The following is a 14,885-nucleotide window of genomic DNA, read 5'->3' as shown; positions in this document are numbered from 1 at the left end:
GAGGCTGTCCCACGTGGCGGACTGCATTCTGTGCGCGGGGGTCTGTCAGGGGTGTCCTGGCCGACGGAGGCCTGAACAGTTGCCCAACCATGCGGAAGGTCGGCATGGGCCGGTACTGTTCGGCATTGTCGAACTACGTCAGCAGGAGGCTGCGCGATGGCACGGAACATCCAGTCGCTCGAACGAGCCGCTGCGATGCTGCGACTCCTGGCGGGCGGCGAGCGCCGGCTGGGCCTCTCGGACGTGGCCAGCTCCCTGGGCCTGGCCAAGGGCACGGCCCACGGGATCCTGCGCACGCTGCAGGCCGAGGGCTTCGTGGAGCAGGACCCCGCCTCGGGCCGCTACCAGCTGGGCGCGGAGCTGCTGCGCCTGGGCAACAGCTATCTGGACGTGCACGAGCTGCGCGCCCGCGCGCTGGTCTGGACGGACGATCTGGCCCGGGCGAGCGGCGAGAGCGTGTACGTGGGCGTGCTCCACAAGAACGGGGTGCTGATCATGCACCACGTGTTCCGCCCGGACGACAGCCGCCAAGTGCTGGAGGTCGGGGCCATGCAGCCGCTGCACTCCACGGCGCTGGGCAAGGTGCTCTCCGCGTACGACCCGGTCGCCCATACGGAGGTCATGGAGGCGGAACGCGAGGCGTTCACGCCCCGGACGGTCACCGACGGCGCGGGATTCGAGGAGACCCTCGACCTGACCCGGGCGCGCGGCTGGGCCTCGGACGTGGAGGAGACCTGGGAGGGCATCGCCTCGGTGGCGGCGCCGATCCACGACCGGCGCCGGATGCCGGTGGGCGCGGTGGCGGTCGCGGGGGCCGTGGAGCGGGTGTGCGGGGAGTCCGGGGAGCCCCGTGCGGGCCTCGTGGCGGCCGTACGGGACTGTGCGCGTGCTGTTTCACGCGATCTCGGCGCGGGCCGGTTCTAGGCCCCTTCAGGGCGTTTTCAGCCATGCCCTGGCCGCTTTCTGCCCTCTTTTCGCCATATCTCGGCCATCGGATGGCCGGGTTTGGCTGATCGTACCTAGTGGTAACGATCCGACACTTTGGCCTGGCCAACCCTTGACGCGTTCTTCACCTGGGATGAAAACTGCCGTTCATCGGTCGGCATTGTCGAACACCTACCGGCAATACGCGTTAGGGTGTGGCAAGGCCATGGACCGGTGAACCACTCACCGAGTGCGCGGACCACCGGACGGGACCCGGTGTCCGCACACCCCTGGACGTAAGACAAAGGAGTCGCGGGTGTCCAGCTCCGACATCTTCATCGGCGAGACCATCGGTACCGCCCTGCTCACACTGCTCGGTGGTGGCGTCTGCGCCGCCGTGACGCTCAAGAGCTCCAAGGCCCGGAACGCAGGCTGGCTCGCGATCACGTTCGGCTGGGGTTTCGCCGTTCTCATCGCCGCCTACGTTTCCGCACCGCTCTCCGGCGCGCACCTCAACCCGGCGGTCACCGTCGGCCTTGCCATCAAGAACAGCGACTGGAGCGACGTACCGGTCTACTTCGCCGGCCAGCTCCTCGGCGCCATGATCGGCGCGGTCCTCATGTGGATCACCTACTACGGGCAGTTCCGAGTGCACCTCTCGGACCCCGAGCACATCCGTGACGCCACGCTCGGCCCCGAGGACCCGCACCCGCACGACCAGGCCGGCCCGGTGCTCGGCGTCTTCTCCACCGGCCCCGAGATCCGCAACGTCGTCCAGAACCTCACGACCGAGATCATCGGTACGTTCGTCCTGGTCCTGGCGATCCTGACCCAGGGTCTGCAGGACAACGGCAAGGGCCTCGGCGTCATCGGCGTCCTGATCACTTCCTTCGTCGTCGTCGGCATCGGCCTCTCGCTCGGCGGTCCGACCGGCTACGCCATCAACCCGGTCCGCGACCTCGGCCCGCGCATCGTCCACGCCCTGCTGCCGCTCCCCAACAAGGGCGGCTCCGACTGGGGATACTCCTGGATCCCGGTGGTCGGCCCGCTCGTCGGCGCCGCCCTCGCCGGTGGTCTGTACAACCTCGCGTTCGCCTGATCAGCCCCGGCACGTATCGAAAGATCCGCACCGCCCCTGATTCCGCCTACCTAGACCTGCCAGGAGCAGCCACATGACCAGCAGCACCGGCCCCTTCATCGCCGCGATCGACCAGGGCACCACCTCCTCCCGCTGCATCGTCTTCGACCGCGACGGCCGCATCGTCGCCGTCGACCAGAAGGAGCACGAGCAGATCTTCCCGAAGCCGGGCTGGGTCGAGCACGACGCCACCGAGATCTGGACCAACGTCCAGGAGGTCGTCGCCGGCGCCATCGCCAAGGCCGAGATCACCGCCGCCGACGTCAAGGCCGTCGGCATCACCAACCAGCGCGAGACCACCGTCCTGTGGGACAAGAACACCGGCCTGCCGGTGCACAACGCGCTGGTCTGGCAGGACACCCGCACCGACGCCCTCTGCAAGGAGCTCGGCCGCAACGTCGGCCAGGACCGCTTCCGCCGCGAGACCGGCCTGCCGCTGGCGAGCTACTTCGCCGGCCCGAAGGCCCGCTGGCTGCTCGACAACGTCGAGGGCCTGCGCGAGCGTGCCGAGGCCGGCGACATCCTCTTCGGCACCATGGACTCCTGGGTCATCTGGAACCTCACCGGTGGCGCCGAGGGCGGTGTGCACGTCACCGACGTCACCAACGCCTCGCGCACCATGCTGATGAACCTGCACACCCTGGAGTGGGACCCGAAGATCGCGGAGTCGATGGAGGTCCCGACCGACATCCTCCCCGAGATCAAGTCCTCCGCCGAGGTCTACGGCCACGTCAAGGACGGCGTCCTCGCCGGTGTCCCGGTCGCCTCGGCGCTCGGTGACCAGCAGGCCGCCCTCTTCGGCCAGACCTGCTTCGCCGAGGGCGAGGCCAAGTCCACGTACGGCACCGGCACGTTCATGCTGATGAACACCGGCGACAAGGTCATCAACTCCTACAGCGGCCTGCTGACCACGGTCGGCTACAAGATCGGCGACCAGAAGCCGGTCTACGCGCTGGAGGGCTCCATCGCCGTCACCGGCTCGCTCGTCCAGTGGATGCGCGACCAGATGGGCATGATCAAGACCGCGGCCGAGATCGAGACGCTCGCGCTCTCGGTCGAGGACAACGGCGGCGCCTACTTCGTGCCGGCCTTCTCCGGCCTGTTCGCCCCGTACTGGCGCTCCGACGCCCGCGGTGTGATCGCCGGCCTCACCCGGTACGTCACCAAGGCGCACATCGCCCGTGCCGTCCTGGAGGCCACCGCCTGGCAGACCCGCGAGATCACCGACGCCATGACCAAGGACTCGGGCGTCGAGCTCGCGGCCCTCAAGGTCGACGGCGGCATGACCTCCAACAACCTGCTGATGCAGACCCTCTCCGACTTCGTGGACGCCCCCGTGGTCCGTCCGATGGTCGCGGAGACCACCTGCCTCGGCGCCGCCTACGCCGCCGGCCTGGCCGTCGGCTTCTGGCCCGACACCGACGCCCTGCGCGCCAACTGGCGCCGCGCGGCGGAGTGGACCCCGCGGATGCCCGCCGAACAGCGGGACCGCGAGTACAAGAACTGGCTCAAGGCCGTCGAGCGGTCCATGGGCTGGATCGACGACGAAGACGCCAGCTGACGCACCAGCTGAGTCAATCGACGAGGAGCTAAGAGATATGAGCACCCTGCAGAGCGTCCCCACCCTGGGGTCGCACCCGACCGCCGGCTCGAACCCGAGCCGCGCCGAGACCCGTGAGCAGCTGGCCAAGGCCACGTACGACCTGCTGGTCATCGGCGGTGGAATCCTGGGCACCTCGGTGGCCTGGCACGCCGCGCAGTCGGGTCTGCGGGTCGCCATGGTGGACGCCGGCGACTTCGCCGGCGCCACCTCCTCCGCCTCCTCCAAGCTCGTCCACGGCGGCTTGCGCTACCTGCAGACCGGCGCGGTCAAGCTGGTCGCCGAGAACCACCACGAGCGCCGGGTGCTGGCCAAGGACGTGGCCCCGCACCTGGTCAACCCGCTCACCTTCTACCTGCCGGTCTACAAGGGCGGACCGGTCGGTGCGGCCAAGCTGGGCGCGGGCGTCTTCGCCTACTCCGCCCTCTCGGCCTTCGGCGACGGCATGGGCAAGGTCATATCCCCGGCCCGTGCCGCCGCCGACAACCCGGGTCTGAAGACGGACAACCTCAAGGCCGTCGCGGTCTACTACGACCACCAGATGAACGACTCCCGCGTCGCCGTCATGACGGTCCGCGCGGCCGTCGAGTCGGGCGCCGTCGTCCTCAACCACGCCGAGGTCACCGGCCTGCGCATGACGCGCGGCCGGGTCACCGGTGCCGAACTCAAGGACCGCCTCGACGGCACCGAGTTCGGCGTCGACGCGCGCGTCGTGCTCAACGCCACCGGCCCGTGGGTGGACCACCTGCGGCGCATGGAAGACAAGCACTCGATGCCGTCGATCCGCCTCTCCAAGGGCGCGCACATCGTCATGAAGCGCAAGTCGCCGTGGAAGGCCGCCATGGCCACCCCGATCGACAAGTACCGCATCACCTTCGCCCTCCCGTGGGAGGACCAGCTGCTGCTCGGCACCACCGACGAGGTGTACGAGGGCGACCCGGCGGACGTGCGCGCCACCGAGGCCGACATCCAGCAGATCCTGGACGAGGCGGCCTTCTCGGTGAAGGACGCCGACCTGGACCGCTCGCTCATGACGTACGCCTTCGCCGGCCTGCGGGTGCTGCCCGGCGGCCCCGGCGGCGTCGAGAAGGCCAAGCGCGAGACCGTCGTCTCCGAGGGCGCCGGCGGCATGCTGTCGGTGGCCGGCGGCAAGTGGACCACGTACCGGCACATCGGCCGCGTGGTCATGGACAAGCTGGCCAAGCTGCCCGGCAGCCCGCTCACCGACGACATGGAGCCGGTGAAGTCGCTCGTACGCCGGGTGCCGCTGCCCGGTGTCGCCAACCCGAACGCCGTCGCCCACCGCCTTCTGGTGGACCGCGAGCCCGGGACGCGGATGGACCCGCTCACCGCCCGCCACCTGGCCTCGCACTACGGCTCGCTGGCCTTCGACATCGCGCGCCTGGCGAACGAGGACCCGGCGCTGGCCGAGCGGATCCACCCGGACGGCCCGGAGATCTGGGCGCAGGTCGCCTACGCCCGGGACAACGAGTGGGCCGAGACGGTCGACGACGTGCTGCGCCGCCGCACCACGGTGACGGTCCGCGGCCTGGACGACGACTCCGTGCGCGCGCGGGTCGAAGAGATGCTGAGCCGCAAGGCATAGCTCGTACGCAGGTGGGGAAGAGGGGCGGTTCCGAGGGGAACCGCCCCTCTGTCGTGGGCTGTGGCCGGTGTCCCCTCAAGGCTTAGGCTGGCCCACGTACGCAAGGGAACTTCGGAAGGAGACCTGGGTGATCGAGCTTGAGGGCGTGCCCGAGCTGATCGACCCGGTCATGGTGGCCGCGTTCGAGGGCTGGAACGACGCGGGTGACGCGGCCTCCGGTGCGGTCGCGCACCTGGACCGGGAGTGGAAGGGCGAGGTCTTCGCGGCGCTGGACGCCGAGGACTACTACGACTTCCAGGTCAACCGGCCGACGGTGTGGCTGGACAACGGGGTGCGGAAGATCACGTGGCCGACGACGAGGCTGTCGGTGGTGCGGATCGGCGGCGCGAAGCCGCGAGACCTCGTGCTCGTGCGGGGCATCGAACCGTCCATGCGGTGGCGGTCGTTCTGCAACGAGATCCTGGGCTTCGCGCACGAACTGGGCGTGGAGATGGTCGTGATCCTGGGCGCGCTGCTCGGGGACACCCCGCACACCCGGCCGGTGCCGGTCAGCGGGGTCACCTCGGACGCGGACCTGGCACGGACGATGGACCTGGAGGAGACCAAGTACGAGGGACCGACGGGGATCGTGGGCATCCTGCAGGAGGCCTGCACCCACGCGGGCGTCCCCGCGGTCTCGCTGTGGGCGGCGGTGCCGCACTACGTCTCGCAGCCGCCGAACCCGAAGGCGACGCTGGCCCTGCTGAACCGGCTGGAGGATCTGATCGACATCCGGATCCCTCTCGGCGAACTCCCGGAGGACGCGCGGGCGTGGCAGCTCGGCGTGGACCAACTGGCCGCGGAGGACAGCGAGGTGGCGGAGTACGTCCAGACGCTGGAGGAAGCGCGGGACACGGCGGACCTGCCGGAGGCCTCGGGCGACGCCATCGCCCGGGAGTTCGAGCGGTACCTGCGCCGCCGTGACCCGGCGGCCCCCTCGGCCGAGCCGGGCGACGGCTCGTACCTGCGCGATACGAGCAGCGGCCTGACCCGCCCGCCGAGGCGCAAGGCGGACCCCGAGCCGGGGGCCGACGGCGAGCCCGGCGAGGATGACGCCCCGGAGGCGTAGCCCGACAGCACGATGCCCCCCGACCGGACGGTCGGGGGGCATCGGCGGTTTCGGCCGCGGCGGGTTACAGGGCCACGCCCAGGAGGGCGTCGACCGTGCGCGAGACCAGGCCCGGCGCGGACTCGTCGTCCCCGTCGGAGGCGTTCTGGGCGTCCACCCAGCGGTCCACGGCGGCCAGCGCGGCGGGGGCGTCCAGATCGTTCGCCAGGGCCTCGCGGACCTCCTCGACCAGGGCGTCGGCCGGGAGGCCGTCGGGGCGGGACACGGCCGCGCGCCAGCGCCCCAGGCGGGCCACCGCCTGCTCCAGGACCTCGTCCGTCCACTCCCAGTCGGCCCGGTAGTGGTGCGAGAGCAGCGCGAGGCGGATCGCCGCCGGGTCCACCCCGGCACGCCGCAGTGCGGAGACGAAGACCAGGTTGCCCTTCGACTTCGACATCTTCTCGCCGTGCAGCGCGACCATGCCCGCGTGCACGTACGCCTTGGCCATCGGGAACTCGCCCGTCAGCACCTGGGCGTGCGAGGCGCCCATCTCGTGGTGCGGGAACACCAGGTCGGAGCCGCCGCCCTGGATGTCGAAGCCCATGCCCAGGTGGTCCAGGGCGATGGCGACGCACTCGATGTGCCAGCCGGGCCGCCCGCGGCCCAGGGAACCGCCGTCCCAGCTCGGCTCGCCCGGACGGGCGGCCATCCACAGCATCGGGTCCAGCGGGTTCTTCTTCCCCGGGCGCTCCGGGTCGCCGCCGCGCTCCGCGGACAGCAGCCGCATCGCCTCGGCGTCGAGGTGGGAGACGGCGCCGAAATTGGCGTCGGACTCCACCGAGAAGTAGATGTCGCCGTCCAGGTCGTACGCGGCGCCGGCGTCGCGCAGCCGCTCCACCAGCGGCACGATGCCCGGTATGGCCTCGACGGCGCCGATGTAGTGCTGCGGCGGCAGCATCCGCAGGGCGGTCATGTCCTCGCGGAAGAGTGCCGTCTCGCGCTCCGCGAGCTCGGTCCAGTCCTGGCCGTCGCGCAGCGCCCGCTCGAGCAGCGGATCGTCGACGTCCGTCACGTTCTGGACGTAGTGGACCTGCCTCTTGGTGTCGAGCCACACGCGCTGTACGAGGTCGAACGCGTTGTAGGTCGCCGCGTGACCGATGTGGGTCGCGTCGTACGGGGTGATGCCGCAGACGTAGATACGGGCGACGGGACCGGGGGCGAGGGTGATCGTCCCCTGGGTCGCGGTGTCGTGGATCTGGAGGTCGCGGCCCTTGCCAGGAAGGGCGGGGACCTCAGAAGCGGGCCAGGCATGCATGCGTCGAGCCTAACCGGACGCGTGTTCCGAAAACGAACCGGACCTGCACTGTTGGCTTGATCGGCGGTCTTGCGGTCTCGCTGGATCTGTGCCAGAGCGGCGTCCGCCCGGACCGGCCTGCTCAGACCGGCGGCCAGGGGATGGCCGGCCACTGCCCGGACGGCCGCGGGTGCACTCCGGTGCGCAGCAGATCGGCCACGCGGTCCCGTACGGCGGCCAGCTCGACCGGGGTGATCAGTTCGGCCAGCCGGGTGGCGAGCGGCTCCCCGTCGGCCAGCCGGGCCGCCAGGGCGGTGAGCACCTCGCGCGCCTCGTCGGTCAGCGGTTCGCCCGCCCAGCCCCAGAGCAGGGTGCGCAGCTTGTCCTCACGGTGGAAGGTCACGCCGTGGTCGATGCCGTAGAGCCGCCCGCCGGGTGCGGGCAGCAGGTGGCCGCCCTTGCGGTCGCCGTTGTTGATCACGGCGTCGAGGACGGCGAGCCGGCGCAGCCGCGGGTCGTCGGCGTGGACGAGCAGGGCGGTGCGGCCCTCCCCGACGTCGGCGAGGGCGACCGGCTTCCAGCCCTCCCCCGCCTCCTCGCCCTCCACGAGGGCGAGGAGGCCGCTGCCGTCGCCGCTCTCCCCGGCCGGGGGCCCGGCGTCTCCGGAATCCCCGTCCCCGCTCGCGCTCCCTTCGGCCCCGGACTCGATCCACAGCTGGACCATGCCCTCGCCGTACGGCCCGTCGCGCAGCACGGTCGGCGGCACCAGGCCCCATCCCGTGGCCTCGGAGACCAGGTAGGCGGCGACCTCGCGCTGGGCCAGGTTCCCGTCCGGGAAGTCCCACAGCGGGCGCTCGCCCTTGACGGGCTTGTAGACGCAGTCGGCGCTCACGCCCCCGTACGCCACCGAGCACAGCAGCACGGCGTTGGACGCCTCGCGGATCCGGCCGACGACCCTGAGCTCGCCCCGGGCGAGCAGCTCCTCAAGTTCCCCCGTGGCGCTCACGCCTGGCGCCGGTAGCCGTTCTGGCGCGGGCAGACGTGCCCCTCGGGGTCCAGCGGCAGGCTGCAGAGCGGGCACGGCGGCCGGCCCGCGTTGACCACGTCCAGGGCCCGCTTGGCGAAGGCCCGGGCCTGGGCGCCGGTGAGGCGGACCCGCAGCATCGGCGGGCCGTTCTCCTCGTCCTGGAGCAGTCGCTCCTCCGCCTCGGCGAGGTCCTCCTCCGAGTCGGCGTCGAGCTCCACCAGCGCCTGCGCCTCGACGATCATCCGCTGTTCCTCACCGTCCCAGGCCAGGGCCATGGTGCCGACGCGGAACTCCTCGTCGACCGGGACGTCCAGCGGTGCGGTGTCGGCGGCCTCGGCGGGGGCGACGGCCGGGACCGGGGCGTTGCCCCCGGTGCGCCGTACGACCTCGTCCAGCAGCTCGTCCATCCGCTCGGCCAGCGCCGCGACCTGGGTCTTCTCCAGGGAGACGCTGGTGACGCGGGGGCCGGAGGAGGCCTGCAGGAAGAACGTACGGCGTCCCGGCAGGCCGACCGTGCCCGCCACGAAGCGGTCCGGCGGGTCGTAGAGGAACACCTGACGGGGCACGTCCAGTCTCCAAGTCTCGGTGGCGGTGGCGGTGCTGCACGGGGCGGCGATTATTTGAGCCAGTCCACCCTACTGCGCCGTTCGATCACGCCGCGCCCGCACCGCCCCCCACGACGGCGTTCCCGCCGTCCTCGGTCGCGCTCTCGAAGGTCCGCGTGTCCGCCGCGGCGTCCGGTGCCGGGGCGGGACGCGGGGCGAGGGAGCCGAAGTCCCCGGTGTCGCCGAGCCGGAGCAGGAAGGGGCGCGTCGGCGTGTAGCGGACGGCCGTGACCGAGCAGGGGTCCACGTGGATGCGCTGGAAGAGGTCCAGGTGCATGCCCAGGGCGTCCGCGACGAGGGATTTGATGATGTCCCCGTGGGAGCACATCAGGAAGACGGCGTCGCTCCCGTGCTCCTCCTCGACGCGCGCGTTCCACTCCCGTACGGCGTCCACGGCGCGCGCCTGCATGGCGCGCATCGACTCCCCGCCGGGGAAGGCGGCGGCCGAGGGGTGCTGCTGGACGATCTTCATCAGGGGTTCGTCGGAGAGCTCCGAGAGCTTGCGGTTGGACCAGTCCCCGTAGTGGCATTCGCCGATCCGGTCGTCGGTGTGCAGCGCCAGCTCCGGGCGCGCGGCGAGCAGCGGGGCGAGGGTCTCCTTGCAGCGCTGGAGCGGGCTGGTGACGGCGGCGGCGAGCGGGACCGCGGCGAGCCGCCCGGGCAGCGCGGCCGCCTGCTCGGCGCCGCGCTCGTCAAGGGCCACTCCCGGGGTCCATCCGGCGAGCAGCCCTGCGGTGTTGGCGGTGGACCGCCCGTGTCGTACGAGGATCAGCGTGGCCATGGCGCCCAGCCTAAGGCGTGGCCGTTGCGTGCGGGCCGGGTGCGGGCGGGGGAGAATGCGGTCCGTGATAGTCGACTGCGCCATGTACCGGGACGGCCGCCGCTCTCCTGCGCCCGAGGACCTCTCGGACGCCCTCGACGAGGCGCGGGCCAGTGGAGACGCCTTCCTCTGGGTCGGCATGTACGAGCCGACGGAGGAGGAGTTCGAGCACGTCAGCAAGGAGTTCCGGCTGCACAGGCTGGCGGTGGAGGACGCGCTGACCGCGCACCAGCGCCCCAAGCTGGAGGTGTACGACGACTCGCTGTTCGTCGTCCTCAAGCCGGTCATGTACGACGACGACACCGACACGGTGACCACGGGCGAGCTGATGCTCTTCATCGGCGACTCCTTCGTGGTCACGGTCCGGCACGGCGAGGGGGCCGCGCTGAGCGCGGTGCGCCACCGGCTGGAGCACGAGCCGGAGGTCCTGCGGCACGGCCCGACGGCGGTGCTGTACGCGGTGTCCGACGCGGTGGTCGACCACTACATCGAGGTCGCGGCCGAGCTGCAGGGCGACCTGGAGGAGGTGGAGGCCGAGGTCTTCGCCCCGCAGGCCACGGACACCAAGAACACCGCCGCCCGGATCTACGGCTTCAAGCGGCAGGTGCTGGAGTTCCGCCGGGCGACGAGCCCGCTGCTCCAGCCGATGGACCGGCTGGCCTTCGGGAACGTGCCCTTCGTCCACGAGCACGCGCAGCCGTTCTTCCGCGACGTCGCCGATCACCTGACCAAGGCGAGCGAGTACATCGAGGGCCTGGACCGGCTGCTGTCGGACGCGCTGGCCGCGCACCTGGCCCAGATGGGCGTCCGGCAGAACGACGACATGCGCAAGATCTCGGCCTGGGCGGCGATGGCCGCGGTCCCGACGATGGTGGCGGGCATCTACGGGATGAACTTCGACCACATGTGGGAGCTGCGGCAGCCCTGGGGCTATCCGGCCGTGATCCTGGTGATGGTGGGCGCCTGTCTGGGTCTGCACCGCCTGTTCAAGACCCGCGGCTGGCTGTAGCCGGCAGCGGCGGCTACGCGTACTCGGGCGTGCTCAGCGGTACGCCGCCCAGCGCGTCGCGCCGCTCGGGCATGCGCAGGCTGATCATCCGGTGCCAGCCGGCGAACCGCTCGTACGCGTACGCCGCCCGGATCCCGGCGGCCAGCGCGGCCGCCTTGGGCGCGGGCCAGCGCAGCAGCCGGCCCATGTGGTCCATGACGGCGAGGCTCACGTCCCGGTAGATGGAGATCTCGGCGAGGGCGCTGTCGCGCAGCACCCGCTGGATGGTCCGGCCGTGCCCCTCGCGGACGAGGCGGAGCAGCTCCTCGTGGCAGTAGGCGAGGTGGTTGTCCTCGTCGTGGCTGATCATGCGCACGGCCTTGCCGACCTCGGGGTGGTCCCCGAACTGACGGACGAGCATGGTCATCTGGTCGGCGGCGCGCTGCTCGGTGACCCGGCTGTGGGCGAGGTAGACGACGATGTCCCCCTCGGTCAGCGGCTCGTCGCGGCGCAGCTTCTCGTGCGCGAGGCCGATGCCGCGGCGCTCCAGCAGCATGGTGTAGTCGGTCTCCGGCGGCACGGGGACGGGCGGCAGGCCGCGCTTGCGGAGCAGGGCGTTGAAGATCCGGCCGTGCTTGTCCTCGTCGGCGCCGTGCCGGGTGATCTTCGGCGCGAGGTCGCGCATGCCGTCGGGCACCAGCGCCGCGATCCGGGCGTTCTCCCAGCCGCCCTGGGACTCCCCGCTGGCGGCGATGGAGCAGAACAGCTGGAACGAGTCGTCGTTGTCGACGATCTCCTGGAACAGGCTGCGGGCAGAGAGCATGCATCGAGTCAACGGCCGATCCGGGTGCCCGGCAACCGAGGGGTGGCGCCGCTCGGCCGAATGAACGAAGCGAAGGCGCGGGGCGCGGGCGTAACCCGGAGGGCGCCGCACGCGTTGTGCCTGTGTCGGCCGTGGCGGGGAAGACCCCCGAGCCCCCACCACGGCCGCAGGGGCCTTTCCCGGGCTTTACGCCAGGCCGGCGCGCTCCATGGCCTCCGTACCGGCCCGCAGGGCGGTGATCCGCTCGTCCAGCGTGAAACCGGCCGGGGCGAGCGTGAGGGTGGTGACCCCGGCCTCGGCGTAGGCCCGCATCCCGTCCGCGATCCGCTCGACGGAGCCGAGCAGGGTGGTCGAGTCGATCAGCGAGTGCGGGACGGCCGCGGCCGCGCCCGTCTTGTCGCCCGCCAGGTACTTGTCCTGGATCTCGGCGGCTTCCTTCTCGTAGCCCATGCGCTGGGCGAGCTGGTTGTAGAAGTTCTGCTTCCGGCTGCCCATGCCGCCGACGTACAGGGCGGTGTACGGGCGGAACATGTCGGCCAGGGCGGTCACGTCCTCGCCGACGGCCAGCGGGACCGTCGGGCAGACGTCGAAGCCCTCCATGGTCAGCCCGGCCTTCTCGCGGCCCGCCCGGATGTGGGTGAGCGCGGTGGCTTCCAGGTGCTCGGCGGCGGGGAAGATGAGCAGGGCGCCGTCGGCGATCTCGCCGGTCTGCTCCAGGTTCTTGGGCCCGATGGCGGCGATGTAGAGCGGGATGTGCTCGCGCTCCGGGTGCACGGTGAGCTTGATCGGCTTGCCGGGGCCGCCGGGCAGCGGGAGGGTCCAGTGCTCCCCCTCGTAGCTGAGGCGCTCGCGGGTCATGGCCTTGCGGACGATCTCCACGTACTCGCGGGTGCGTGCGAGCGGCTTGTCGAACTTGACGCCGTACCAGCCCTCGGAGACCTGGGGGCCGGAGACGCCGAGGCCGAGCCGGAAGCGGCCCTTGGTGAGGGAGTCGAGGGTGGCGGCCGTCATGGCGGTCATCGCGGGCTGGCGGGCCGGGATCTGGAGGATCGCGGAGCCGACGTCGATGCGCTCGGTCTGGGCGGCGACCCAGGCGAGCACGGTCGGGGCGTCGGAGCCGTAGGCCTCCGCCGCCCAGCAGACGTCGTAGCCGAGACGGTCCGCCTCCTGGGCCACGGCCAGGTTGTCGGCGTCCATGCCAGCGCCCCAGTAGCCGAGATTGATGCCGAGCCGCATGTGTCGTCCCCTTACGGTCTTGCCGGTTTACCGATCAGTAACGTACGTCTGCGGGGGACTGTAGCGCGCCAAGGCCTCCCGCGGCAGTGCCCCAGTAGTCTCAGCGGTCATGGAGCAGAGGCATCTCGGCCGCACCGGACTGCGCGTGTCCCGGATCGGCCTCGGCACCCTGACCTGGGGCCGTTCTGCGGAGGGCCCGGACGAGTCGGGAGCTGCCGAGCAGTTGAAGACGTTCTGGGAGGCGGGCGGGACGCTCGTCGACACCGCCGACGTGTACGGGGGCGGTGAGGCGGAGTACCTGCTGGGGCAATTGATCGACGGACTGGTCCCGCGCCGTGACCTGGTGATCGCGACGAAGTCGGGCTCGGTCCGGGCCGCCGACCGCCGGGTCGACGGCTCGCGCGGGCACCTCCTGGCCGCCCTGGACGATTCGCTGTCCCGGCTCGGCACGGACCACGTCGACCTGTGGCAGGTGCACGCGTTCGACCCGCTGACCCCGCTGGAGGAGACCCTCCATGCGCTGGACCTGGCGGTGAGCAGCGGCCGGGCCCGGTACGCGGGGGTGGCGGGCTTCTCGGGCTGGCAGCTGGCGAAGGCGGCGACGTGGCAGCTGGCGGCGCCGGGACCACGGACTCGACTGGCATCGGCGCAGATGGAGTACTCGCTGCTCCAGCGGGGCGTGGAGCGCGAGGTCCTGCCCGCGGCCCTGGACCTGGGGGTCGGGCTGCTTCCCTCCTCCCCTCTGGGCCGCGGCGTCCTGACGGGCAAGTACCGGGACGGCACGACCCCGGCGGACTCCCGGGCCGCCTCCCCGACCATGGCCGGCTTCGTGGACCCGTACCTGGACGGGGCGGCGGGCGGCATCGTGGACGCGGTGGCGACGGCCGCCCAGGGGCTGGCGGTGACCCCGCTGCAGGTGGCGCTGGCGTGGATCCGGGACCGGCCCGGGGTGGTCGCGCCGATCGTGGGCGCAAGGACGTCCGCGCAGCTCAGCGAGGCGTTGTCGGTGGAGCCGCTTACTCTTCCGGAGGAGATCTGCCGGGCGCTGGACGATGTGTCGGCGCCCGTGCACCGCTACCCCGACCACGACTGGAGCACTCTGTGAGCACGGACCGCCAAGCCGCGCAAGCCGCTTCCGCGGCCACCCCGCCCACCCCCGACCCGGATACGGCGGAGCCCGCCGGGACCGCGGAAGGCGCCGAAGGCGCGGCTCGCTCCGGCGGAGCCGGGAGCGGGGCTCCGGGGGCGGAGCCCCCGGTTCCGGGAACGGGCGGGGCCGGGGACGGCCCCGCGCGGACCGGCGTCACGGCCGAAGCCGAGGCGGCCGCACCCGGCGAACCGGACGGCGCCCCCGGGGCCGAGGACGCCGCGGGCGAGGGCGACTCCGAAGCCGGTGCCGGGTCCGACGGGCCGCAGGACGGCGGCGGTACGGAGCCGGCGGCCGCGGAGCCGGCGCAGCCGGTGGTCAGCGAGGCCGCCGCCGAGTTGGCCGCGCAGAAGGTGGAGCGGGAGCGCATCGCGCGCCGCAAGGCGGAGCGGCAGGGGCCCGTGGAGGCCGGGGCCAAGCTCAGCGGGAAGGCCGCCGATCTGCTGGCCGCCGTACGGGCCGTGGAGAGCGGGGAGAAGCCCTCCCCCGTGTACTTCGACGAGGCCCCCACCGCCCCCCGCCGGGCCCCGGAGGCTCCCGCCGCCCCCCGGGCCCCCCGGCCCGCGGCCACGGTCCCGGCCCCGACCGCC

At 72.0% G+C, this 14,885-nt stretch carries 13 protein-coding genes and 1 pseudogene; 8 read left to right on the top strand and 6 right to left on the bottom strand.

The features are described 5' to 3' along the window. Positions 1–156: 156 nt before the first annotated feature. The 5 genes from K7B10_RS30905 (at position 157) to K7B10_RS30885 (ending at position 6,376) form a co-directional block, all read left to right on the top strand. Complete coding sequence (locus tag K7B10_RS30905) at positions 157–924, top strand: IclR family transcriptional regulator (protein WP_229341117.1); 768 nt, start codon at positions 157–159, stop codon at positions 922–924. A gap of 316 nt (positions 925–1,240) precedes the next feature. Beyond that, complete coding sequence (locus tag K7B10_RS30900; protein ID WP_229341116.1) at positions 1,241–2,023, top strand: MIP/aquaporin family protein; 783 nt, start codon at positions 1,241–1,243, stop codon at positions 2,021–2,023. A 73-nt stretch (positions 2,024–2,096) separates the two neighbouring features. Continuing rightward, entirely contained in the window at positions 2,097–3,623 is a 1,527-nt protein-coding gene (glpK, locus tag K7B10_RS30895) for a glycerol kinase GlpK (RefSeq protein ID WP_229341114.1), read from the top strand. A gap of 37 nt (positions 3,624–3,660) precedes the next feature. Next, a complete protein-coding gene (locus K7B10_RS30890; protein ID WP_229341103.1) occupies positions 3,661–5,268 on the top strand; it encodes a glycerol-3-phosphate dehydrogenase/oxidase in 1,608 nt (535 codons plus the stop codon). A gap of 127 nt (positions 5,269–5,395) precedes the next feature. Beyond that, positions 5,396–6,376: a PAC2 family protein gene (locus tag K7B10_RS30885; protein ID WP_229341101.1), complete on the top strand. Its 981-nt coding sequence runs from the start codon at positions 5,396–5,398 to the stop codon at positions 6,374–6,376. A 64-nt stretch (positions 6,377–6,440) separates the two neighbouring features. On the opposite strand, the gene mshC is transcribed toward K7B10_RS30885, so the two are convergent. The 4 genes from mshC to K7B10_RS30865 all read right to left on the bottom strand — a co-directional run bounded on the left by mshC (position 6,441) and on the right by K7B10_RS30865 (position 10,062). Then, the gene (mshC, locus tag K7B10_RS30880) at positions 6,441–7,670 is read right to left on the bottom strand and encodes a cysteine--1-D-myo-inosityl 2-amino-2-deoxy-alpha-D-glucopyranoside ligase (RefSeq protein WP_229341098.1); all 1,230 of its coding nucleotides are present in this window, start codon (positions 7,668–7,670) and stop codon (positions 6,441–6,443) included. A 121-nt stretch (positions 7,671–7,791) separates the two neighbouring features. Beyond that, the gene (locus K7B10_RS30875; protein WP_229345547.1) at positions 7,792–8,688 is read right to left on the bottom strand and encodes an SCO1664 family protein; all 897 of its coding nucleotides are present in this window, start codon (positions 8,686–8,688) and stop codon (positions 7,792–7,794) included. After that, a complete protein-coding gene (locus K7B10_RS30870; RefSeq protein WP_030157160.1) occupies positions 8,652–9,242 on the bottom strand; it encodes a DUF3090 domain-containing protein in 591 nt (196 codons plus the stop codon). Before K7B10_RS30870 ends, K7B10_RS30875 begins: the two co-directional genes overlap by 37 nt. 85 nt (positions 9,243–9,327) lie before the next feature. Beyond that, positions 9,328–10,062, bottom strand: a complete 735-nt coding sequence (locus tag K7B10_RS30865) for a histidine phosphatase family protein (RefSeq protein WP_229341091.1) — start codon at positions 10,060–10,062, stop codon at positions 9,328–9,330. A gap of 55 nt (positions 10,063–10,117) precedes the next feature. Here K7B10_RS30865 and K7B10_RS30860 point away from each other — a divergent pair, with 55 nt between their 5' ends. Continuing rightward, the gene (locus tag K7B10_RS30860; protein WP_229341089.1) at positions 10,118–11,110 is read left to right on the top strand and encodes a magnesium and cobalt transport protein CorA; all 993 of its coding nucleotides are present in this window, start codon (positions 10,118–10,120) and stop codon (positions 11,108–11,110) included. A gap of 13 nt (positions 11,111–11,123) precedes the next feature. Here K7B10_RS30860 and K7B10_RS30855 read toward each other — a convergent pair whose 3' ends face one another. Both K7B10_RS30855 and K7B10_RS30850 read right to left on the bottom strand, forming a co-directional pair. Continuing rightward, a complete protein-coding gene (locus tag K7B10_RS30855) occupies positions 11,124–11,912 on the bottom strand; it encodes a ferritin-like domain-containing protein (protein WP_229341087.1) in 789 nt (262 codons plus the stop codon). A gap of 186 nt (positions 11,913–12,098) precedes the next feature. Beyond that, the gene (locus tag K7B10_RS30850; protein WP_030860312.1) at positions 12,099–13,148 is read right to left on the bottom strand and encodes an LLM class F420-dependent oxidoreductase; all 1,050 of its coding nucleotides are present in this window, start codon (positions 13,146–13,148) and stop codon (positions 12,099–12,101) included. A 109-nt stretch (positions 13,149–13,257) separates the two neighbouring features. Between K7B10_RS30850 and K7B10_RS30845 the strand changes: the two genes are divergently transcribed. Beyond that, entirely contained in the window at positions 13,258–14,253 is a 996-nt protein-coding gene (locus K7B10_RS30845; RefSeq protein WP_229341085.1) for an aldo/keto reductase, read from the top strand. Continuing rightward, positions 14,250–14,885, top strand: a pseudogene (locus K7B10_RS41365) (DNA helicase RecD); the annotation flags it as partial. The gene K7B10_RS30845 and the pseudogene K7B10_RS41365, both read left to right, overlap by 4 nt.

Origin of the sequence: Streptomyces flavotricini (genome assembly GCF_020639365.1) — a bacterium.
Classification (GTDB): domain Bacteria; phylum Actinomycetota; class Actinomycetes; order Streptomycetales; family Streptomycetaceae; genus Streptomyces; species Streptomyces flavotricini.
Note: the sequence above shows the minus strand (reverse complement) of the source record. Positions and strands in the feature narration are given on the sequence as shown.